Here is a 20690-nt window from a genome sequence, read left to right on the forward strand (position 1 = left end):
CCTAGGCAGCTTCACCGACGATGTCGGCGTAACCGGACTTCTCGAGCTCCTGCGCCAGCTCCTTGCCGCCGGACTTCACCACGCGGCCCTTGTAGAGCACATGGACGGTGTCCGGAACGATGTAGTCGAGCAGGCGCTGGTAGTGGGTGATGACAACGATCGCCCGATCCGGCGAACGCAGCGCATTCACGCCCTCGGCGACGATTCGCAGCGCGTCGATGTCGAGGCCGGAGTCCGTCTCGTCGAGGACACAGAGCGACGGCTCAAGCAGCTTCATCTGCAGGATCTCGGCGCGCTTCTTCTCGCCGCCCGAGAAGCCGACGTTGAGCGGGCGCTTCAGCATGTTCATGTCCATGTGAAGCTCCTCGGCCGCCTGGCGCACCCGCTTCATGAACTCGGGGATCTTGAGTTCCTCTTCGCCCCGCGCCTTGCGCTGGGCATTCATGGCCACCTTCAGGAACTCCATGGTGGCGACGCCCGGGATCTCCATCGGATACTGGAAGGCGAGGAAGATGCCGGCGCTCGCGCGCTCGGCCGGGTCCATCTCGAGGATGGACTGGCCCTTGAACAGGATGTCGCCCTCGGTGATCTCGTAGTCGTCACGGCCGGCCAGCACATAGGAGAGCGTGGACTTGCCCGAACCGTTGGGACCCATGATGGCGACCACTTCGCCGGGCTTCACGGTCAGGTTGACGCCGCGCAGGATCTCGGTGCCGTCCTCGGCAATGCGTGCGTGAAGGTTCTTGATCTCTAGCATCGTAATCTTTTCCCAAATTCCTTGCGGCGGCGCTCAGCCGACCGAGCCTTCAAGCGAAATGCTGATGAGCTTCTGAGCCTCGACGGCGAACTCCATCGGCAGCTCCTGGATGACTTCCTTGACGAAGCCGTTCACGATGAGCGCGATGGCCTCCTCTTCCGGAATGCCGCGCTGCATGACGTAGAACTTCTGGTCCTCGGAAATCTTCGAGGTGGTCGCCTCATGCTCGACCTTGGCGGATGAGTTGTTCGCCTCGATATAGGGCACCGTGTGGGCGCCGCACTCGTTGCCGATCAGCAGCGAGTCGCAGTTGGTGAAGTTGCGGGCGTTCTCCGCCTTGCGGTGGATCGACACCTGGCCGCGATAGGTGTTGTTCGACTTGCCGGCGGAAATGCCCTTGGAGATGATGCGGCTGGACGTGTTCTTGCCCAGGTGGATCATCTTGGTGCCGGAGTCGATCTGCTGGTGGCCGTTCGACACCGCGATCGAATAGAACTCGCCGCGCGAGTTGTCGCCGCGCAGGATGCAGGACGGATACTTCCAGGTGATGGCCGAGCCGGTCTCCACCTGCGTCCAGGAAATCTTCGAGTTCTTGCCGCGGCAGTCGCCGCGCTTGGTCACGAAGTTGTAGATGCCGCCCTTGCCTTCCTTGTCGCCCGGGTACCAGTTCTGGACCGTCGAGTACTTGATCTCGGCGTCGTCAAGCGCGATCAGCTCGACCACGGCGGCGTGCAGCTGGTTCTCGTCGCGCTGCGGCGCCGTGCAGCCCTCGAGGTAGGACACGTAGGCGCCCTCATCCGCGATGATCAGCGTGCGCTCAAACTGACCGGTGTTGCGCTCGTTGATGCGGAAGTAGGTGGAAAGTTCCATCGGGCAGCGCACGCCCTTCGGCACGTAGACGAACGAGCCGTCCGTGAACACCGCCGAGTTGAGCGTCGCATAGAAGTTGTCGGAGACCGGCACGACGGAGCCCAGGTACTTGCGCACCAGCTCCGGATACTCGCGGATCGCCTCGGAGATCGAGCAAAAGATCACGCCCGCCTTGGCAAGCTCCTCCTTGAAGGTGGTCACGACCGAAACGGAGTCGAACACCGCGTCAACGGCCACGCGGCCGGACGCGTAGACATTGTCCCCCGGCTCCTCGGACGGCTTGCGCACGCCGGCAAGGATTTCCTGCTCCTGGAGTGGAATGCCGAGCTTCTCGTAGGTCTTCAGCAGTTCAGGATCCACCTCGTCCAGGGACTTGGGGCCGGTAACTCCCTTCGGCGCTGCAAAGTAATGGATGTCCTGGAAATCGATCTTCGGGTACGAGACGCGGGCCCAGGTGGGCTCCTCCATCGTCAGCCAGCGCCGGTAAGCGCCCAGACGCCACTCGAGCATCCACTCCGGCTCGCCCTTCTTTGCCGAGATGAAGCGGATGATGTCCTCGTTCAGGCCCTTGGGAGCCTTGTCGCTCTCGATGAGTGTCTCGAAACCGTACTTGTACTGGTCCACGTCGAGCGTTCGGACCGTATCAATGGTTTCCTGTACTGCAGCCATCAACGTTCTCCATTATCCCGGATTCAAGGTCCGGTTATTGCAGCTTCGCCAGGGATGCCCCGTATCTAGTGTGTTACAGCGCCGAATGCACCCTGAGAAACCAAAAATATGTGTCTTTTACTCCAATTTTCGAAGTCGCGTCCATGACCGCTCACGCGGCGCTGCCCGCCGCCGTCCGGCGATGAACTTCTGCAGCGCCGTGCCGAATGCCTCCACATCCTCATCCGTGGTGTCCCGCCCGATGGAAACGCGCAGCGCACCGCCCGCATCCGCATACCCCATCGCCTTCAGCACATGGCTCGGCCCGACCTTGCCCGAAGAACAGGCCGATCCGGCCGACACGGCGATACCCGCCAGGTCAAGAGCAATCTGCGCCGTCTCCGCCTTGATGCCCGGCATCGAGAAGAACACGGTGTTGGGCAGCCGCCCCGCGCCCTCCCCGTGGATGACGGCCTGCGGGACAGCCTCGCGGATCATTCGCTCGATTCGTTCGCGGCGCACCTGCACCGCGTCAATCTCCGCCAGCCCGGTCAGCGCTTCACGCGCAGCGGCACCGAACCCGGCGATACCCGCCACATTTTCGGTACCGGCGCGATGGCTTCTCTCCTGTCCACCGCCCTTGATAAGCGGCAGCGGCATGAGCAGGTCGGACTGCCCCACCACCGCGCCGACGCCCTTCGGGCCGCCGATCTTGTGCGCGGACAGAATCAGGAAATCGGCATAACCCGCTGACATGTCGAGTAAAACGCGGCCCGCTGCCTGTACCGCGTCGAAGATCATCAGCCCGCCGGCGGCCCGCACAATCGCTGCGATCTCCCGCATTGGCTGCAGCACGCCCGTCTCGTTGTTGGCGCTGTGGATCATGACGAGCGGCAGCCCCTGGGAGGCATCGTGCGCGGCGAGAGCGCGGGAAAGCGCATCGAGGTCGATCACGCCGTCGGGGCGGACCGGCAGGACCTCCACCGCTTCCGGCGGAAAGCGGCCTCCCGCGAGCACGCAGGGGTGATCGGCGGCCGACACGTAGGCGCGCGAATAGCGCACCGGCGAGCGCCCCATCTGCCAGTTCGGGGCAAGCAGCATGTTCGCTGCTTCCGTTGCGCCCGAGGTAAAGATGACGTGCTCCGGCTTTGCGTTGACCAGCACCGCCACATCGCGGCGCGCCTGGTCCACAATGTGCCGGGCGGCCCTTCCCTCCGCATGGACGGACGACGGATTGGCGGCATCCAGCGCATCGACCATTGCCTGCCGCGCCGCGGGAAGCAGCGGCGCCGTCGCGTTATAGTCGAGATAGATGCGCCTTCTCGTCATGGTTTCTTCACTTCGCGTCTCAAGTCACAGCCGGGAGAACGCAATTCCCTTGAATTTTTTAGGCAAGCCGTCCTATCTACGCGAGTTGCCGGTGTGCGGTTCGCACAACTTTTGAACGGTTCTAAACAAGCTTCTATGGAGGCACAGGCGTTACGTCAAGTCCTGCCATGACTGTGCAGGAGGATAACCGCCCAAGCTGGAGTCACTATGCCCGAGGTCATTTTCAATGGTCCTGCCGGCCGTCTCGAAGGCCGTTATCAGCCGTCACCCGAGAAGAATGCGCCGATTGCGATCGTGCTGCATCCGCATCCTCAGTTTGGCGGCACGATGAACAATAAGATCGTCTATGATCTCTTCTACATGTTCCAGAAGAGGGGCTTCACGACGCTGCGCTTCAACTTCCGGGGCATCGGCCGCAGCCAGGGCTCCTTCGACCACGGCCATGGCGAGCTGTCCGACGCGGCGGCCGCCCTGGACTGGATCCAGTCGCTCCATCCGGATTCCAAGAGCTGCTGGGTGGCGGGCTATTCCTTCGGTGCCTGGATCGGCATGCAGCTTCTGATGCGTCGTCCGGAGATCGAGGGTTTCATTTCCGTCGCTCCGCAGCCGAACGTCTACGACTTCTCCTTCCTGGCCCCCTGCCCCTCGTCGGGCCTGATCATCCACGGCAGCGAGGACAAGGTGGCGCCGGCCCAGCACGTTCAGGCGCTGGTCGACAAGCTCCACACCCAGAAGGGCATCACGATCACCCAGAAGATCATCCAGGGCGCCAACCACTTCTTCTCGAACCATCACGACGAGCTGATCGAGGAGTGCGCTGCCTACCTGGATGCGCGCATGCGCGGTGAACTGGCGGAGACACGCCCGAAGCGGCTGCGCTGAACCTGTCCAGGTTTCACAAGACAAGCCCGGAAATCCGAAAGCCCGGCAGCCGCTGCCGGGCTTTTCTCACGTGCCCCCCGTTACGGCGGGTCAGGCGGGCTCCGCCACCACCCCGCCGCTTGCCGCCTCGCGGCAGCCCGTGGTCGTCGGGAAGGTGAGCGGCAGCCCGACAAGAGACCGGACCGCGAGATAGGCCCAGGCTTCCGCCTCCATGGCATCCCCGTCCACCCCGACATCATCCGCGGTCACGACTTCAGAAACTGATTCAAGACCTGCAGAAAGCGATTCAGCAAGAAGCTTCATATCGCTGATAATAAAAGGGTTTTTCCGTCCGCCCCCGCAAACGATCCAGAGCCTTGGCGCTTCTTCCAGAAGCTCCACGGCCTTGAAGATCGCTTCCGCCGTGACGGCCGCGAGCGTCCGCGCCCCGTCCGCGGCGCTGAGGCCGCGCACCGGACCGAGGTCGAAATCCCTGCGGTCGAGTGACTTTGGCGCAGCCCGCATGAAGAACGGATGCGCCAGATAGTCCTCCACGGCCGGACGCACGACCTTGCCCTCGGCCGCGATCCTGCCGCCCTCGTCAAAGGATACGCCAGCCGTTTCCGCGACCCACTGGTCGATAAGCGCGTTGCCTGGCCCGGTGTCGAAGGCGACGGGATCGCCTTCGGCCGGGATATAGGTGATGTTGGAAATGCCACCGATGTTGACGAAGCAGAGCGGCAGCCTCCGGTACTGCTCGGGCAGCGATGCGGCCAGCGCCGCATGATAGACGGGAACCAGCGGCGCCCCCTGCCCGCCCTGGCGCATGTCCTCCGCCCGCATGTCATAGACAACCCGGATACCGATAGCCCGCGCCAGCGCCTCGCCATCACCGATCTGCACCGTGAGCGCCTCCTGCGGCCTGTGGAGCACCGTCTGGCCATGGAAGCCTATGACGTCGGGGCGCCAGGCCTCACCATGCTCCTCCAGAAAACGCCTGACCGCTTCCGCGTGCCACTCGGTAAGCTCCCGTTCGAGTTCGGCAAGAATGCCCGGCCGATCCCTGCGCTCCCGGATCTGACGCGCGTCATCGAGCCCCTGTTCAAGCCTGGACCGGAACGCCGCGTCATACGGGACGAACAGGAATGGCCCGCGCTCCACATGGCCCTCGCCGTCGGTGCGGATCGCCGCGATGTCGATCCCGTCCATGGAGGTGCCGCTCATCAGTCCGAGCGCCGTCATCAATGCCATCTGTCTGCTCCTGCGAAATCCTGCCGGACGAGTGCACACTCCTTTCCCGGTCCCCGGATCGCCCCGTGCATGGCAGACCGGCGAAAAACAGCGGACCTGAGGCAGCTCTGCCGCTTGTCCCTGAGGATGGTTCAATGGTAAAGGCCGCTCGCACCCACTTTACCTCCTTGTTGTACGGGATCTGCGGAAAAATGCCCGAGTTTAAATCTGATTTCCTGCGCATTCTGTCCGAGCGCGGCTTTATCCACCAGACCTCTGATGATCGTGGCCTGGACGAGCTTTTCAGCAAGGAGACCGTCACCGCGTATATCGGCTATGACCCGACGGGGAACAGCCTGCACGTCGGTCACCTGACGCAGATCATGATGCTCTACTGGCTCCAGCAGACGGGCCACCGTCCCATCACGCTCATGGGCGGCGGCACGGGCATGATCGGCGACCCGTCCTTCAAGGACGAAGCGCGCAAGCTGCTGACGCCGGAGGTCATCAACGACAACCTCGCCAAGATGAAGCAGTCGTTCTCCCGTTACCTGCGTTTCGGTGACGGCCCGAACGACGCACTCATGGTCAACAATGCCGACTGGCTGCTCGAGCTCAAGTACATCGACTTTCTGCGCGACATTGGCCGCCATTTCTCGGTCAACCGCATGCTCTCCTTCGATTCGGTGAAGCTGCGCCTCGACCGCGAGCAGTCGCTGTCCTTCCTGGAATTCAACTACATGATCCTCCAGGCCTATGACTTCACCGTGCTGTGCCAGCGCTACGGCTGCCGCCTGCAGATGGGCGGTTCCGACCAGTGGGGAAACATCGTGAACGGCATCGACCTTGGTCACCGTCTGGGCCTGCCGCAGCTCTATGCGCTGACCTCGCCGCTGCTCACCACCGCTTCCGGCCAGAAGATGGGCAAGACGGCCTCAGGCGCCGTGTGGCTCAATCCGGACCTGTTGAGCCCCTATGACTTCTGGCAGTACTGGCGCAACACCGAGGACGCCGACGTCGGCCGCTTCCTGAAGCTCTTCACCACCCTGCCGATGGACGAGATCGCGCGCTTGGAGAAGCTGCAGGGCGCGGAGATCAATGAGGCGAAGAAGATCCTCGCCAACGAGGTCACCGCCATGGCCCACGGTCGCGAAGCGGCCGAACAGGCGGCGGAGACGGCCCGCAAGACCTTCGAGGAAGGCGCGTTGGCCGAGACGCTGCCGACCATTACCGTTCCCGCAGGGGACCTCGACGCCGGCATCGGCCTTCTCGCACTGTTCGTCCGCGCCGGCCTCGCCGCCTCCAACGGCGAGGCGCGCCGCCACGTCCAGGGCGGCGCCGTGCGCGTAAACGACTCGCAGATCCAGGACGATAAGTACACCGTCGGCGCAAAGGACGTGACCTCCGACGGCGTGATCAAGCTGTCGCTCGGCCGCAAGAAGCACGTCCTCGTCCGCCCGGAATAAGGACATTCCGCAGCAGAAACCTGAAAGGCGCCGGGGGCCTCCCCCGGCGCCTTTCTTTTCCCGAGTGTCCTGGTCTCTTTTTTGGGGGAGAATGCACAATCGACAGCTTGGCAAATCCAGGTGTCTGATCGTGGCAGAGGGTGGATCAGGCACGGCTTCGGGCAATACGGAACCGGTATCCCGCCTCGAGCAACCGGTCCGCGCCGCACTAATCAAACTCGAAGATCTGGCGGAAAATGCCCGGCGCGATGGCGGAGATCGGATTGATTTCGAGATTTGGCTGGTCGAACGGGCCGACCACGCGGAATGTGATGCCGATCAGGCCGCGGTCGCGGCCGTTGCCGAGGATCTGCCCGATCAGCGGAATCTCGCCAAAAATGCGGTTGAGCCCGTAGGCCGGCATGAAGGTGCCGGTCATGTTGGTATTGTTTTTCTCGTCGAACAGAGTGCCCTGGAACGCGAAGCCGATGGTCGGCCCGCGAATGATGCCGTTTGCCAGGTCCACCCGCTGCTTTCCCTTCGCGATGTCCGCGAAGGCCGTGCCGAACTGCACGCGCGTAACGTCGACACTCTTGCTCGGCTTGCCCGACTTTGAGCTTGCCGCCACCAGTGAGCTCAGCCGCGGTTCGTTGACGACCCAGAAATCGTTGATCTGGATGCGGCCCCTGAGGGCGTTGTCATTGAGTCCGGCCAGTTGGAGGTTTAGCTTGCCACCCTCCATGTAACGGTAGAAGTTCAGGAAGCGCAGCACCGCGCCGCCGTTTTCCGACTGCAGACGGAGCTGCCGCTGCCCGCCCTCGGTCCAGCGTGCGAAGATGACGGAGCCGAAAACCGGGGTGGCCGCCCGGATGGAGAGCCGGTCAGGACCGTTGCCGGAAGCGTATTCGGCCGTGACCTGCTCCAGGCGCACGTCGTGGAAGCCTGTCACCTGCTTGAGGCTTGCCTGCAGCTTGATCGGCGTCCCGGCGGAAGCGTCCTCGGGCTTCGTGTCCTTGCCGGTCACCAGCTTGATGACCGAGCGGGCATCGAACGAATTGCCCCGTGCGACGACGTCATAGCCGTTTCCCCTGGCCCTGATGTCCACCGACAGATCGTCGTCCCGGTTGAAGCGCACGTTGCTGAAATTGGCCTCCCGGAGCCGCCCCTGCGCCACGAACACCCGCCCGGCCAGGCCGAAGGTCTCTCCTGTCAGCCTAAAGTCGGAAAGTTCCATCTGGCCATCTGCATCCTTCAGGACGAAGCTGGCGCGCGCGGGAATGCCAGCGCCCTTCTCCCATCCGATCCAGGGAACGCTGAGCTTCGCCCTGAGGAGGTTCACCTCAATGCGGCGGTCCTTGCCACTGCCCTGCTCGAAGCTCACCTCCATCGGCCCGGAAACCAGCTGGCCGAGCCCGGGAAACATCTTGCCGCGGGCTTCGTCATTCACTTCCATTTCGATGTGGCGCTTGCGACCATCCCGGACCCCTCCGAGCGGTTCAACCAGCTCCACTTTCGCAACGAGGCCATTGAGTTCGGCGTTCGCGGAAATCCGCGCGCTGGTGCGGTCGATCTCCATCGTGCCCGTGGCGTTGCGTATGATCTGTCCGTCGACGGGTTTGGCAATGGAAAGCTGCTCGTAGCTGAGTTCCGCAGCCCAGCCCAGCCGTTCCCGCGGAACGCCCTCGCTAAGCGGAATGTCCGCGCGGACATGACCCGAAACCCGGCCCGACAGGTCCTCCGGCTTGAGGTCGAGAAAAGACGCATTGATCGGAGGCAGGGACGCGAATTCCGCCACCGCCTGCGCATCGCCGGAAATGTCGATTGCGAGCTTGCCGATGCGCGGGCGCAGGTGGGTGGCGGCGATTTCCATGACGCCGCCTCCGGTGTGCACCACGCGGCCACTGGGAAGATAGGCAGCGCCCTTGGTGAGGCCGACCAGCACGTCAGTTCCCTCGATGTCCACCCAGCCGTCGCTGTCGCGCACGGCGGGCAGGTCTCCGACGAGATCGAAGCGCGCGCCGTAGATGTTGAACTGTCCGTTGAACTCATCCTTCGAAAGCGGCACGCCGTTGGCGAGCCGTCCGGGCGCCACGCTGTAGCGCAGGTGGCTGTCCCGCAGCATTCCCCCGAACAGATTGTCCATCACCCAGCGGCGTGTTCCCGGCGCGGCAAACCACGGCCACAGCTGCTTTGCTTCCGCGGTGGGAAGCTGGTCGACCCTGAGATCGAGCGAGATGCCCGGCGCCTGCCCGGACTTCAGGACCAGGCCGCCGGAAAGCGAAACACCGCCATTGTCCGTTACCACCTCCAGTTGTTCGGCGGTCAGAGTCGTCTGAGAGATGTCGAAAATGCCGGTAAAGCGCGAGGCGAACCGCAGCGGCTCTTCGGTGGAATCGCGAGGCGCAAGCAGCGAATTGCGGGACAGGAAGTCGAAGCGGTACGTGTCCGGCCGTCCCGTCTCGGGTCTCACCGTCCCCCCGAAGGTAACGAGGCTTCGCCCGATGGAGACGGAGGAGTCGACAATCGAGAACGCGTCCTCCTCGCGGTGCATGCGGATCCGCAGCGCGGCGGCCTTTAGATCCAGCTCTTCCTTCTGCAGCATCAGGACGAAGTCCCCGAGCTTCAGATCCGCGAGCAGCCAGGCTCCATTGGGATCGGTTTCCGTTCCCTGCAGCGTCGCGTCGACGCGCCCGAACTGCCGCAGCACGCCGCCCATGTCGTTCCGCGGCAGACGGCCAACACCGTCAACCGCGACGCGCACCGCTAGCTCGCTCACAAGCCCCGTGTCCGGTTCGCGTTCAGCCTCGCCGTCAAGGGCAAGATCCTGGCCGGCGATCTGCAGTGCTCCCTCGACATGCAGCCGCCGTTCGCCCGACACCCTGAAGTCGAGCCTTTCGAGCCGCAGGAGCGGTTCATCGTTCTCGCCCAGCAGGGCGACATTCTGAAATCGGAAGCGCGAGATGCCCGTCCCGAGCATGGACGCAAAAAGGGTTCGCACCGCATCGAAGACGGCCGTCTCCGCTTCGGTCGCCGTGAACACGGTTTTCGGCTCGCCGCTTCCGAACAGCGGCTGCAACGTGGCGGCCGACAGATCCGCGTCCGCCAGCATCACCTGGCTGAGTTCGACCCGCCCGAACAGGAGCGGCAATGCGCGGATGCCGAATCGGAGCGTCCCGGCGCGCGCAATGAAGGCGCCGTCATCTTCAAGCGCGATGCGTGCGTTTTGCACCTCGAGTGCAAAGAGGCTTGTGGTTCCCGGCCGCAGCTCCAGCCTTCCAAGCTGCACATCCACATCCTCGCCGACCATGCGCGTGAGCGCGAGCTCGGCCTGCTGGCGCAGCCGCTCGTTTCCGATCGCATCGACGCCGACAACATAGATGACCAGGGCCGCCGCAATGAGAAGCAGGAACAGCCCTGCGAGGGCAAGGGACAGACGCCTCATCCAGCGCCGCCTGCGCCGTTGTCCCGCCCGCTCCCGGGCCGTCTGCGCGGGATTGTCGCCTGGAGGATCCAACGGCCGCGACGTCGCTTCTTCACTGTCGAAGCGAAGATCGTCCTGTCCGATAGCAACCTTTTCGTTTCGCGCGGCCGTCAATGCCTCATCCACATTGATTGGACGAATCCTCCGGAAGATTATAGCTATGGGTATCCCCGAACGACAAAAGCAAAAGTTTGGCGAACGGGGCATTCGCCCGCCCTATTTCAACAAAGGAAGGTGAGAAGATGGCAGTGCCTGAACCAGGCTCTTTCGCCCCGGATTTTGAGCTGCCGAAGGATGGCGGTGGAACCGTCCGTCTGTCCAGCCTGCGCGGCAGACCCGTGGTGCTTTACTTCTACCCCAAGGATGACACCTCCGGCTGCACCACCGAGGCGCTGGATTTCACCGCGCGCAAATCCGATTTCGACGCGCTCGGCGCGGTCATCCTCGGCGTTTCCCCGGATTCCGTGAAGAAGCACGACAAGTTCAAGGCAAAGCACGGCCTCACCATCGACCTGTTGTCCGACGAGGAGAAGCAGGTGGTGCAGCAGTATGGCCTGTGGATCGAGAAGAGCCTTTACGGCCGCAAGTACATGGGCGTCGAGCGCAGCACCTTCCTCATCGACCCGGAAGGGAAGATCGTGACTTCCTGGATCAAGGTGAAGATTCCCGGCCACGTCGACGCGGTCCTGGAGGCTCTGAAAAAGCTTCTCCAGTCGGTCGCATAGGAATTATTAACCATAATCCATTGTAATGCGGCCTTCTGACCACTTGATGGTTTCGGCCGTGAGCAACGCCCGCAGTAAGCAGAACCGCAGCGCCAAGCCACCTTTCCTGATCATCCTCGCCCGGGGTGAAAAGATCCGTCACATAACCCTGAAACCCCGTCAGGTCCGCTGGCTTTCGGCCCTTGTGGTTCTGGGCATGCTCGGTAATCTGGGCGCAGCGAGTTATCTCATCCTGCGCGACGACATTCTATCCACGCTGCGAGCGCCGCGACTGTACCAGTACGAGGACAAGATCGCGGAGCTCCGCGGCCGCATGCTCGAGCTCGGCACGCAAACCACGCTGGAACAATCCGACGTCCATGAAAAGGTGCGCGAGCTTCTTGAACGCCAGCAGCTGATCGCCGAACGACAGGACCGGCTGGAGCCCCTGTTTGACCGCAAACGCCGCCCCGCCGCGCAGCCGGCCAGGCAAACCGTGCCCATTCCGCGCCCGCGTCCGTCGACCCGGACAGCGCAGGTGCCGGCCGAGCCCAAGGATCCTCCGATCAACGCTTCTGCCTTCGCCCCGGAGATGCGGCCGCAGATCCAATGGCCACTGCGGATGGATGTCCCAGCCATTCCGGAAGAGCCTGATGGCAAGGATGGGCTTCCGGACTCCCCGGTCAACGCCCTGAAGCATTCCCTGCTTGAGGCCGAGCAGAAGCAGCTCGCCCAGATCGACACCCTCACCCGCCACGTCTACCAGACCGCCGAGACGCTGGAGGAACTCCTGGAGTCCATCGGCATTGCGCCCGCCACGCCCGCTGGCGGCCCCCTCACCGTGACGACAGGACTGACGCCGTTCGAGTACCAGTTGCAGGAGCTGGACGAAGCCCTCGCAAACCTGGACCGGTTGCGGGTCTTCGCCGGAAGCATCCCGCTCATCAATCCCCTCCCCGGAGCCAGGGTCACAAGCAGGTTCGGCAAACGGAAGGACCCCTTTCACAAGCAGGTGGCATTTCATTCGGGCGTCGACTTTCGCGCCAAGCGCGGCGACCTCGTGCGGGCGGCCAATGGCGGCCGCGTCATCAAGGCAGGCTGGCACGGCGGTTATGGACGGATGGTGGAGATCGACCACGGCAGCGGCATCACCACGCGCTACGCCCATCTGCAGGAAATACTTGTCAGCGAGGGAGAGACGGTGCCCGCCGCGGCTCCCATCGGCCATGCGGGCAACAGCGGGCGCTCGACCGGACCGCACCTTCATTACGAGATCCGCCGCAACGGCGAACCGCTCAATCCGATGCAGTTCATCCAGGTCGGCCGGCAGCTGGCGCAACTTCTATACTGAAGCGGCTCCCGGAACAGGGTGCCGAAACAAGAAAGCCGCCGGCATGACCGGCGGCTTTTCGATGACAATCACCTGAGGAAGATCAGGCTTCGCCTTCCTTTTCCTCGGACTTCTCTTCAGCCTTCTTCGAGGACTTCTTCTTGGCCGGAGCCTTCTTGGCAGGCTTCTCCTTGGCCTCGGCCGGCTTGGCCTCTTCTTCCTCGTCGTCGGCGAGCAGCTCCTCGCGGGTCACCTTGTTGTCGGTGACATTGACCTTCGTGAGCAGGTGGTCGACCACCTTCTCCTCATAGATCGGCGCGCGGATGCCGGCGAGCGCCTGCGGGTTCTGGCGGTAGAACTCGAAGACCTGCTGCTGCTGGTCGGCCGGGAAACGGCGGATCGTGTCGAACAGGGCGCGCTGCAGCTCGTCCTCGGAAACCTGCACGCCAGCCTCTTCGCCGATCTGCGCGAGCACGAGGCCCAGGCGCACGCGGCGCTCGGCCAGTCGCTGGTACTCCTCGCGGGCAGCCTCTTCGGTCGTGTCCTCGTCCTCGAAGGTACGGCCGGCCTGCTCCAGCTCGCGGGTGACCTGCGTCCAGATGTTGTTGAACTCGGCCTCGATCAGCTTGGACGGCGCCTCGAACTTGTAGGCCTCATCCAGCGCGTCGAGCAACTGGCGCTTGGCCTTCTGGCGGGTGACCGAACCGAACTGGCTCTCGAGCTGGCCGCGGACGATCTCGCGCAGCTTCTCGGCGGACTCGAGACCGAGCTTTTCGGCGAGCGCGTCGTTGATCTCGATCTCGTCGCCGGAGGCGACCTTCTTCACCGTGATGTCGAACTCGGCTTCCTTGCCGGCGAGGTGTGCCGCCGCATAGTTGTCCGGGAACTTGATCTTGAAGGTTTTCTTGTCGCCGGCCTTGAGGCCGATGAGTTCTTCTTCGAAGCCCGGGATGAACTGGCCGAAGCCGATCACCACATCGGAATCCTCGGCGGAACCGCCCTCGAACGGCTCGCCGTCGAGCTTGCCGACGTAGTCGATGGTGACCTTGTCGCCCTTCTCTGCCTTGCCGTCCTTTTCGCTGTAGGTCCGGGTGGACTCGGCGATGCGCTTGATCTGCTCGTCGACCTCCTCGTCGGTCACATCATAGACCGGACGGGTGATCTTGATCTCCGAGAAGTCCTTGAGCTCGATGGTCGGGATAACCTCGTAGGACAGCGAAAACTCGAAGTCGGCGGCGCCGGACAGGATCTTTTCGGCTTCCTTCTCGTCCTCGGTCATCTTGACCTCGGGCTGCATGGCCGCCTTCTCACCGCGCTCGCTGATGATGTTGCGCGAGGTCTCCGTCAGGATCTCGTTGACGATCTCGGCCATCATCGACTTGCCGTACACGCGGCGCAGATGCTGCACCGGCACCTTGCCCGGGCGGAAGCCCTTCAGGCGAACTTTCGTGGCAGCATCCTGCAACCGCTCCATCAGGCGGTTTTCCAAATCCTGAGCGGGCACGATCACCTTGATCTCGCGCTTCAGGCCGGAATTGAGAATTTCGCTTACCTGCATCAATCAAACCTTTTTGTGTTTCATGCGCCGCTCTTAACGGCTTTTTCCAGACCGTCCAGCCTTGCCGAAGATTGAGGGCGGCTCCATGCGGTTAGAGGGACCGAATCCCCGCGGCTTTTACCGCTGGAACGAAAATCCGATACTACCTATCCGCTTCCCTCTGCCTTGCAAAGGGTTTCGCCACTCCTTCCAAAACCTGTGACGGGTCCCCTGCGAGGAAGCGGTTACCCGTCCGAACACGAGTTGTGTCGTTAAATGAGACCTTGCAAACACGCAAGACTTATCTTAGGGACGGGGCCGTTGCGGGTGTGGCGAAATTGGCAGACGCACCAGATTTAGGTTCTGGCGCCGAGAGGCGTGGGGGTTCAAGTCCCTCCACCCGCACCACCGCCGACCGTTCCGCTGCCGGGCGTGCAGCGCACGCGTCTTCCCGGCGGAGACAAATTCCGACGCGCACATCCGGCGGTCAAAAACTTCGGAAAAATCAATTTCTTAGTCTACGGCTTTCGTGCTCGCCGGCGCCATGCGCCAGATCAATATTGCAATGCACAATACGCATTACTGCTATGCAGCATTCGCGCTTCAAAAAGAGGCAGGCCCTGACTATTTGAGAGGCAACAAGATTGATGATCGATTTTCCAAGCGAGCGAGCACGACGATGAACCTGATCCAGAACTTCCGCAACTGGCGCCGTTACCGCGAGACGATGAACGAGCTGAGCCGTCTGTCCAACCGCGAGCTGGCAGACCTCGGAATTTCCCGCAGCGAGATTCCTTACGTCGCCCGTAAGTCCTCGTTCTAAGAAAGAATTCCCAGATTTCGTCGGATAATCCTCCTCCTCCTCCCAGGTCCGACGAATAAGACCGGCATCTTCCTCCTCCTCCTCCCAAAATTGCCGGTCCACTTAACAACACTCGCTGGCCCCTCCCCCAGCGAGTGTTGTTTTTTTGTGCGTTTGCGAGAATGCCTATTCGTTGAGCACCGCACCAAATGCTCCCGGGCGCAACGTTGGCGTTGCATTCTTTTCGGCTTCCCCCTATTTCCACCCCATGACACACAAACCGATCCACGTCATTGGCGGTGGCCTCGCCGGTTCCGAGGCAGCCTGGCAGATTGCCAGCGCTGGCGTTCCCGTCATTCTGCATGAGATGCGTCCCGTGCGCGGGACCGAAGCCCACAAGACCGACCGGCTGGCGGAGCTCGTCTGCTCCAACTCCTTCCGGTCCGACGATGCCACGAGCAATGCGGTCGGCGTCCTGCATGCCGAGATGCGCATGGCGGGTTCGCTCATCATGCGCTCGGGTGACGCCAACCAGGTTCCGGCCGGCGGCGCGCTTGCCGTGGACCGCGAAGGGTTCTCCGAGGCCGTCACGCGGGCGCTGGAGGAGCATCCGCTGATCACGATCGTGCGCGAGGAGGTCACGGGCCTGCCGCCTGCGAACTGGGACATCGCGATCATTGCCACCGGCCCCCTCACCGCTCCGTCGCTCGCCGAGGCGATTCGGAAGGAAACCGGCGAGGAGTCGCTTGCCTTCTTCGATGCGATCGCGCCGATCGTCCACTTCGACACGATCGACATGAACGTCTGCTGGTTCCAGTCGCGTTACGACAAGGTCGGCCCTGGCGGTACCGGCAAGGACTACATCAACTGCCCCATGACCAAGGAGCAGTATGACGCCTTCGTCCAGGCGCTTCTCGAAGGCGAGAAGACCGCCTTCCGTGAATGGGAGGGTACGCCCTATTTCGACGGCTGCCTGCCCATCGAGGTCATGGCCGAGCGCGGACCGGAGACGCTGCGTCACGGCCCCATGAAGCCCATGGGCCTCACCAACGCGCACAATCCGTCGGTCAAGCCTTACGCGGTGGTCCAGCTGCGCCAGGACAATGCGCTGGGCACGCTCTACAACATGGTCGGCTTCCAGACGAAGCTGAAATACGCCGAGCAGGTACGCATCTTCCGCATGATCCCGGGCCTGGAGAACGCGGAGTTCGCGCGTCTTGGCGGCCTGCACCGCAACACCTACATCAACTCGCCCGCGCTGCTCGACGGCACGTTGCAGCTCAAGTCCCGACCCGGCCTGCGCTTCGCCGGCCAGATCACCGGCTGCGAGGGCTATGTGGAGAGCGCCGCGATGGGCCTCGTCGCCGGCCGCTTCGCCGCCGCCCAGCGTCTGGGCAAGCCGGTCGTGCCGCCGCCGCCCACAACCGCCTTCGGGGCGCTCATCAACCACATCACCGGCGGCCACATCCTCACTGATGAGGAGCCGGGCAAGCGCTCGTTCCAGCCGATGAACATCAATTTCGGCCTCTTCCCGCCCGTGGAGCTGCCCAGGACGGAAGGGAAGCGTCTGCGCGGCAAGGAAAAGACAGCCGCCAAGAAGCAGGCCATGGCCGCCCGCGCCCTTGCGGACTGCCGCGCCTGGCTCGACCGCATTGAGACCCTCGCCGCTGCCGAATGATCGGCGGGGCCTCCGGTCATCTGCACCCGTTTCCAATCTTTATCGCGAGAGCAAGCCAGCTGCGCATGGGGCCCACGTCCTGCAATTGGCCGGACGGGCGAATTGAACCCAGTTCCTCGAAGGGCCTTGCATCGCCCTCACTGCGGCCGGTTCTTCCAGACCCCTACCAGCCACGCAGGGCGTGGCGCAGCATGATCCATTGCCTGCGGATCGGCGAGATGTTGACGATCTGGTCGATCGCTGCCGTCCCGTCCGCCTCCAGCCGGTCGAGATAGGCCCCGGCAAGCGCCACCGGCAGGAACGCAGGCCGCAGGCTTGAAGGCAGTTTCCGCGCATGGCTGCGGAAGGCGGCGAAATGATCCCGCCCGAGCGCGACCATGGCCGCGACGGCCCGGGCAATTCCCTCCCGGTCCCTTCCCTCGACGATGGCCTGCGGCGTTACGCCGACCGAGTTCAGGAGGTCGGCGGGCATGTAGCATTGCCCGCGGGCGCGGTGGATCGGCAGCGACCGCAGAAGACCCGCGATCGCCTGTGCGCAACCGCCATGGCCCGCCGCGTCCGCCGCCCCGCGCGCCGCGTCCCGGTCAAGCACCAGCGCCGACAGCTGGAGGAGCGCCGAGGCCGTCTCGCCGCAATAGCCCTCGAGGTCGGTTCGGCTCGGCATCGGATCGTCATAGAGGTCGAAGATCCGCGCCTCCAGCATGTCGAGAAGCGGCTGCACCGGAAGATCGTGCGTACGGACGGTGGTGAGCAGCGCTGTTGCCACCGGACTGCCGCCCGCCTGTTCGGGCGAGCCGGACTCGAGCACATTACGCCACCACTGCAGGCGGATTTCACCCGGCAGTGGCTGCGATACGCGTTCGCGCACCGAGGCAATTTCCACGTTGAAGGCGTAAAGGGAAAGCAACGCCGCGCGCTTGTCTTGCGGCGCGTAAAGGGTGGCGAGATACCGGTCGGCATCGGCCTGCCGTACCAGCGCCTCAGTCTCGGCTGTCAGAAAGGTTTCACTCAACGGCAATCAACGCAGCCGCGACCGCGCGGTCCTCCTCCAGGAGAACGTTGTAGGTCCGCACTGCGGCTCCCGTCGACATCACTTCAACGCTCACGCCGGCCTCCCGCAATCTGGCCTTGAGAGTGGGAGGCAACGGCTGAAGCCGGTCGCCGGTTCCGACCAGCAGGATCTGGATCTCGGCCGCCTCGTCGAAAACGCGCTGGAACGCCACCTCGTCCAGCTCGGCATGGCTCACCGGCGCCCAACCGTGGATGCCCGACGGCACGCAGAGCAGCGAGCCGCGGTGGGACATTTCGGCGAAGCGGAATCCTCCGTTGCCGTAGGCGTCGATGGGAGCGCGGCCCGGAAAATGGGCCGCGCGAATTTCGATACCCTTTGCCATCAGCTTGCCGAAGCCTGTTTGGCCTCCGTCTTGAGATCCCTCGCCTCTCCCGCGCGGATCTCCTCTTCAGAGATGAGCTGCCCCTTGGTGGGCCGCAGGTTGAAGAAGATGAGCGCGGGTGCGGAGATGAAGATCGACGACAGTGTGCCGATCACGATGCCGAAGATCATGGACGCCACGAAGGAGCGTATCACCTCGCCGCCGAAGAAGTACAGGGCAAGCAGGGCAAGCAGGGTCGTGACGGAGGTCATCACCGTGCGGGCAAGCATCTCGTTGTCAGAGAGGTCGAGCAGTTGCCCGAGCGGCATCTTCTTGAAGCGGCGCAGGTTCTCGCGGACCCGGTCGTAGATGACCACCGTGTCATTGAGCGAGTAGCCGACGATGGTCAGCATCGCCGCCACGGTCGTGAGGTCCACCTGGATCTGCGTCACCACGAGGAAACCAAGCGTCAAGCAGACGTCGTTGATGGTGGACATGATCGCGCCGATGGCGAACTGCCACTCGAACCGCACCCAGACGTAGATCATGATGCCGGCCATCGCCACCAGCACGCCGATGATGGCCGACCACATAAGCTCGTTTGAGACCGTCGGGCCTACGACCTCGGTTCGGCGGATGTCATAATCGGACGAGAGTATCTGCTGCGCCTGGGCAACCATGGCGTTGCCCGTCGCCTCGTCCTCAGCCGCGCCAAGACGGATCAGCGCGTCGGAAGCTTCGCCGAAGCCCTGCACCTGCACCTCGCGGATGCCGGCTTCCAGAAGCTTCTGGCGGATCTCGCCCGTGTCGGCCGTGCCATCCTTCGCGCGCACCTCGATCAGCGTGCCGCCGGTGAAGTCGATGCCGAAGTTCGGCTTGACCGTGAACAGCAGCGCGATGGAGGCGACGCTGAGCAGCACTGACAACGCGAACACCTGCAGGCGCACCTTCATGAAGGGGATGCGCGTCACCTCGGGCACCAGGCGGAAGAAGCCCTTCGGCACCTCGGTAGGCTTGCTGCGCCGCAGCCAGAAGGCCACCACCCAGCGGGTGAAGGTGAAGGCAGTGAACAGCGTCGTGCCGATGCCGATGGCAAGCGTGACGGCGAAGCCCTTCACCGGGCCGGTACCGACCAGGAACAGCACCAGTGCGGCGATGAGGGTCGTCAGGTTCGAGTCGACGATGGTGGCAAGTGCGCGCTCGAAGCCCGCGTCAAACGACTTCAGCACGGAGCGCCCGAGCCGCCGCTCCTCGCGGATGCGTTCATAGATGAGCACGTTCGAGTCCACGGCCATGCCGACGGTGAGCACGATACCCGCGATACCGGGCAATGTGAGCGTTGCCCCAAGGATGGACAGGATCGCGATGATCATCACCACGTTGAGGATCAACGCGACGTCGGCGATGACGCCGAGGAACCCGTAGGCAAGGATCATGAAGACGATCACGAGGACCGAACCGATGATGGACGCCATGATGCCGGCGTCGATCGAATCCTGGCCGAGGCCGGGGCCGACGGTGCGCTCTTCCACCACGGTCAGCGTGGCGGGCAGCGCGCCCGCGCGCAGCAGCACGGCGAGGTCGTTCGCGCTCTGAACGGTGAAGTTGCCGGAGATCTGGCCAGAGCCGCCGAGGATCGGCTCGCGGATCTGCGGCGCCGAGATCACCTTGCCGTCGAGCACGATGGCGAACAGCCGGCCGACATTCTCCTGGGTGGCCTGGCCGAAGCGGGTGGCGCCGCGCGTATCAAAGCGGAAGGAAACGATCGGCTCGTTGGTCCGCTGGTCGAAGCCCGGCTGCGCGTCCACCAGGTTTTCGCCCGACACGATCACGCGGTCCTCGATGACATAGGGGACCGGCGGGTTGTCGATGGAATACATCAGCGTGGTGCCGGCGGGCGCACGGCCGCCATTGGCGATGACCTCCTGCGGCGACACGGACATGTCGACCATCTGGAAGGTCAGCTTCGCCGTCTGCCCGAGTATGTCCTTGAGGCGTTGCGGGTCCTCGAGGCCCGGCACCTGCACCAGCACCCGGTCGAGGCCCTGCCGCTGGATGATCGGCTCGGTCGTGCCAAGCTCGTTCACGCGTCGGCCGATCACCTCGATGGACTGGGTCACGGCGTTGGAAAGCCGGTAGTCGAGGCCCTCGTCCGTCATGGCGATCCGGAAAAGGCCCGGCTCCTGCTCGGTCACGCTGAACTCGCGGACGGAGCCCGTGCCGAACAGGCCGGACGAGATGGGCTGCTCGAGCTCGGCAAGCGCCGTGCGAGCAGCCTCGCGCTGGGCTTCGTCGCGCACCCTGACCTGAACGGCATTGCCGGACAGCGCCAGGCCCGTGTAGCCGACCTTGGCATCGCGCAGGATGCGGCGTACGTCATCGCGTGCCGCCGTCAGCCGCTCGTGGATGAGGTCGTTCCGGTCGACCTGCAGCAGGATATGCGATCCGCCCTGCAGGTCGAGGCCGAGTGTCATGGGGCGCGATGGCGCCCAGCTCGGCATGGATGACAGCCATGACTGGGGAAGAACGTTTGGCGCAGCGTAGAGGACGCTGAGTGCGACCGCCAGCCAAATAAGGATCGTCTGCCAGCGTTTGAAGTATAACATGCAGTGTATTCCTTTGCGGGCCAGGCTATGCCACCCCAG

At 63.6% G+C, this 20690-nt stretch carries 15 protein-coding genes and 1 tRNA gene; 7 read left to right on the forward strand and 9 right to left on the reverse strand.

Going from position 1 to position 20690, the window contains the following annotated elements:
- Position 1: 1 nt before the first annotated feature.
- From sufC to ABD906_RS15330, 3 genes are all read right to left on the reverse strand, one after another.
- On the reverse strand, positions 2–757 hold the full coding sequence (gene sufC / locus ABD906_RS15320) for a Fe-S cluster assembly ATPase SufC (protein ID WP_345100524.1): 756 nt from the start codon (positions 755–757) through the stop codon (positions 2–4).
- 33 nt (positions 758–790) lie between these two features.
- Entirely contained in the window at positions 791–2296 is a 1506-nt protein-coding gene (sufB, locus tag ABD906_RS15325) for a Fe-S cluster assembly protein SufB (protein ID WP_165278674.1), read from the reverse strand.
- Between the two features lie 117 nt (positions 2297–2413).
- The gene (locus tag ABD906_RS15330; RefSeq protein WP_165278675.1) at positions 2414–3604 is read right to left on the reverse strand and encodes an aminotransferase class V-fold PLP-dependent enzyme; all 1191 of its coding nucleotides are present in this window, start codon (positions 3602–3604) and stop codon (positions 2414–2416) included.
- Positions 3605–3811: 207 nt separating this feature from the next.
- On the opposite strand from ABD906_RS15330, the gene ABD906_RS15335 reads away from it, so the two are divergent.
- Complete coding sequence (locus ABD906_RS15335) at positions 3812–4486, forward strand: alpha/beta fold hydrolase (RefSeq protein WP_165278676.1); 675 nt, start codon at positions 3812–3814, stop codon at positions 4484–4486.
- A 90-nt stretch (positions 4487–4576) separates the two neighbouring features.
- Here the strand turns inward: ABD906_RS15335 and ABD906_RS15340 are convergent, their stop codons facing one another.
- Positions 4577–5716 (reverse strand): anhydro-N-acetylmuramic acid kinase, encoded by a 1140-nt coding sequence (locus ABD906_RS15340; RefSeq protein ID WP_165278677.1) that lies wholly within the window; start codon positions 5714–5716, stop codon positions 4577–4579.
- Positions 5717–5907: 191 nt separating this feature from the next.
- Between ABD906_RS15340 and tyrS the strand changes: the two genes are divergently transcribed.
- Complete coding sequence (tyrS, locus tag ABD906_RS15345) at positions 5908–7161, forward strand: tyrosine--tRNA ligase (protein WP_345100529.1); 1254 nt, start codon at positions 5908–5910, stop codon at positions 7159–7161.
- 208 nt (positions 7162–7369) lie between these two features.
- Here the strand turns inward: tyrS and ABD906_RS15350 are convergent, their stop codons facing one another.
- A complete protein-coding gene (locus ABD906_RS15350; protein ID WP_345100531.1) occupies positions 7370–10582 on the reverse strand; it encodes a hypothetical protein in 3213 nt (1070 codons plus the stop codon).
- Positions 10583–10863: 281 nt separating this feature from the next.
- Here ABD906_RS15350 and ABD906_RS15355 point away from each other — a divergent pair, with 281 nt between their 5' ends.
- Positions 10864–11346: a peroxiredoxin gene (locus tag ABD906_RS15355; protein WP_345100533.1), complete on the forward strand. Its 483-nt coding sequence runs from the start codon at positions 10864–10866 to the stop codon at positions 11344–11346.
- Positions 11347–11404: 58 nt separating this feature from the next.
- The gene (locus ABD906_RS15360; RefSeq protein WP_345100534.1) at positions 11405–12676 is read left to right on the forward strand and encodes a M23 family metallopeptidase; all 1272 of its coding nucleotides are present in this window, start codon (positions 11405–11407) and stop codon (positions 12674–12676) included.
- Positions 12677–12758: 82 nt separating this feature from the next.
- Here the strand turns inward: ABD906_RS15360 and tig are convergent, their stop codons facing one another.
- Entirely contained in the window at positions 12759–14213 is a 1455-nt protein-coding gene (gene tig, locus ABD906_RS15365) for a trigger factor (RefSeq protein WP_345100536.1), read from the reverse strand.
- Between the two features lie 302 nt (positions 14214–14515).
- On the opposite strand from tig, the gene ABD906_RS15370 reads away from it, so the two are divergent.
- The 3 genes from ABD906_RS15370 (at position 14516) to trmFO (ending at position 16672) form a co-directional block, all read left to right on the forward strand.
- Positions 14516–14600: transfer RNA gene (locus ABD906_RS15370), tRNA-Leu, on the forward strand.
- A gap of 271 nt (positions 14601–14871) precedes the next feature.
- Positions 14872–15015 carry a YjiS-like domain-containing protein gene (locus tag ABD906_RS15375; protein ID WP_165278682.1) on the forward strand — a complete coding sequence of 48 codons (144 nt, stop codon included), beginning with the start codon at positions 14872–14874 and terminating at the stop codon, positions 15013–15015.
- A 247-nt stretch (positions 15016–15262) separates the two neighbouring features.
- Positions 15263–16672: a methylenetetrahydrofolate--tRNA-(uracil(54)-C(5))-methyltransferase (FADH(2)-oxidizing) TrmFO gene (trmFO, locus tag ABD906_RS15380; RefSeq protein ID WP_165278683.1), complete on the forward strand. Its 1410-nt coding sequence runs from the start codon at positions 15263–15265 to the stop codon at positions 16670–16672.
- Positions 16673–16835: 163 nt separating this feature from the next.
- On the opposite strand, the gene ABD906_RS15385 is transcribed toward trmFO, so the two are convergent.
- The 3 genes from ABD906_RS15385 to secDF are packed head-to-tail and all read right to left on the reverse strand — an operon-like array spanning position 16836 to position 20651.
- On the reverse strand, positions 16836–17684 hold the full coding sequence (locus tag ABD906_RS15385; RefSeq protein WP_345100539.1) for a phytoene/squalene synthase family protein: 849 nt from the start codon (positions 17682–17684) through the stop codon (positions 16836–16838).
- Complete coding sequence (locus ABD906_RS15390; protein ID WP_345100541.1) at positions 17677–18066, reverse strand: Mth938-like domain-containing protein; 390 nt, start codon at positions 18064–18066, stop codon at positions 17677–17679. Before ABD906_RS15390 ends, ABD906_RS15385 begins: the two co-directional genes overlap by 8 nt.
- On the reverse strand, positions 18066–20651 hold the full coding sequence (gene secDF, locus ABD906_RS15395; RefSeq protein WP_165278685.1) for a protein translocase subunit SecDF: 2586 nt from the start codon (positions 20649–20651) through the stop codon (positions 18066–18068). The genes ABD906_RS15390 and secDF overlap by 1 nt, the downstream gene beginning before the upstream one ends.
- Positions 20652–20690: the final 39 nt, after the last annotated feature.

Source organism: Chelativorans composti (genome assembly GCF_039541695.1).
In the GTDB taxonomy this organism is placed as follows: Bacteria; Pseudomonadota; Alphaproteobacteria; order Rhizobiales; family Rhizobiaceae; genus Chelativorans; species Chelativorans composti.

Excerpts from the sequence above, each read along its gene's own strand:
- sufC (WP_345100524.1), bottom strand. The coding sequence starts at position 757 with ATGCTAGAGATCAAGAACCTTCACGCACGCATTGCCGAGGACGGCACC.
- sufB (WP_165278674.1), bottom strand. The coding sequence starts at position 2,296 with ATGGCTGCAGTACAGGAAACCATTGATACGGTCCGAACGCTCGACGTG.
- ABD906_RS15330 (WP_165278675.1), bottom strand. The coding sequence starts at position 3,604 with ATGACGAGAAGGCGCATCTATCTCGACTATAACGCGACGGCGCCGCTG.
- ABD906_RS15335 (WP_165278676.1), top strand. The coding sequence starts at position 3,812 with ATGCCCGAGGTCATTTTCAATGGTCCTGCCGGCCGTCTCGAAGGCCGT.
- ABD906_RS15340 (WP_165278677.1), bottom strand. The coding sequence starts at position 5,716 with ATGGCATTGATGACGGCGCTCGGACTGATGAGCGGCACCTCCATGGAC.
- tyrS (WP_345100529.1), top strand. The coding sequence starts at position 5,908 with ATGCCCGAGTTTAAATCTGATTTCCTGCGCATTCTGTCCGAGCGCGGC.
- ABD906_RS15350 (WP_345100531.1), bottom strand. The coding sequence starts at position 10,582 with ATGAGGCGTCTGTCCCTTGCCCTCGCAGGGCTGTTCCTGCTTCTCATT.
- ABD906_RS15355 (WP_345100533.1), top strand. The coding sequence starts at position 10,864 with ATGGCAGTGCCTGAACCAGGCTCTTTCGCCCCGGATTTTGAGCTGCCG.
- tig (WP_345100536.1), bottom strand. The coding sequence starts at position 14,213 with ATGCAGGTAAGCGAAATTCTCAATTCCGGCCTGAAGCGCGAGATCAAG.
- ABD906_RS15375 (WP_165278682.1), top strand. The coding sequence starts at position 14,872 with ATGAACCTGATCCAGAACTTCCGCAACTGGCGCCGTTACCGCGAGACG.
- trmFO (WP_165278683.1), top strand. The coding sequence starts at position 15,263 with ATGACACACAAACCGATCCACGTCATTGGCGGTGGCCTCGCCGGTTCC.
- ABD906_RS15390 (WP_345100541.1), bottom strand. The coding sequence starts at position 18,066 with ATGGCAAAGGGTATCGAAATTCGCGCGGCCCATTTTCCGGGCCGCGCT.
- secDF (WP_165278685.1), bottom strand. The coding sequence starts at position 20,651 with ATGTTATACTTCAAACGCTGGCAGACGATCCTTATTTGGCTGGCGGTC.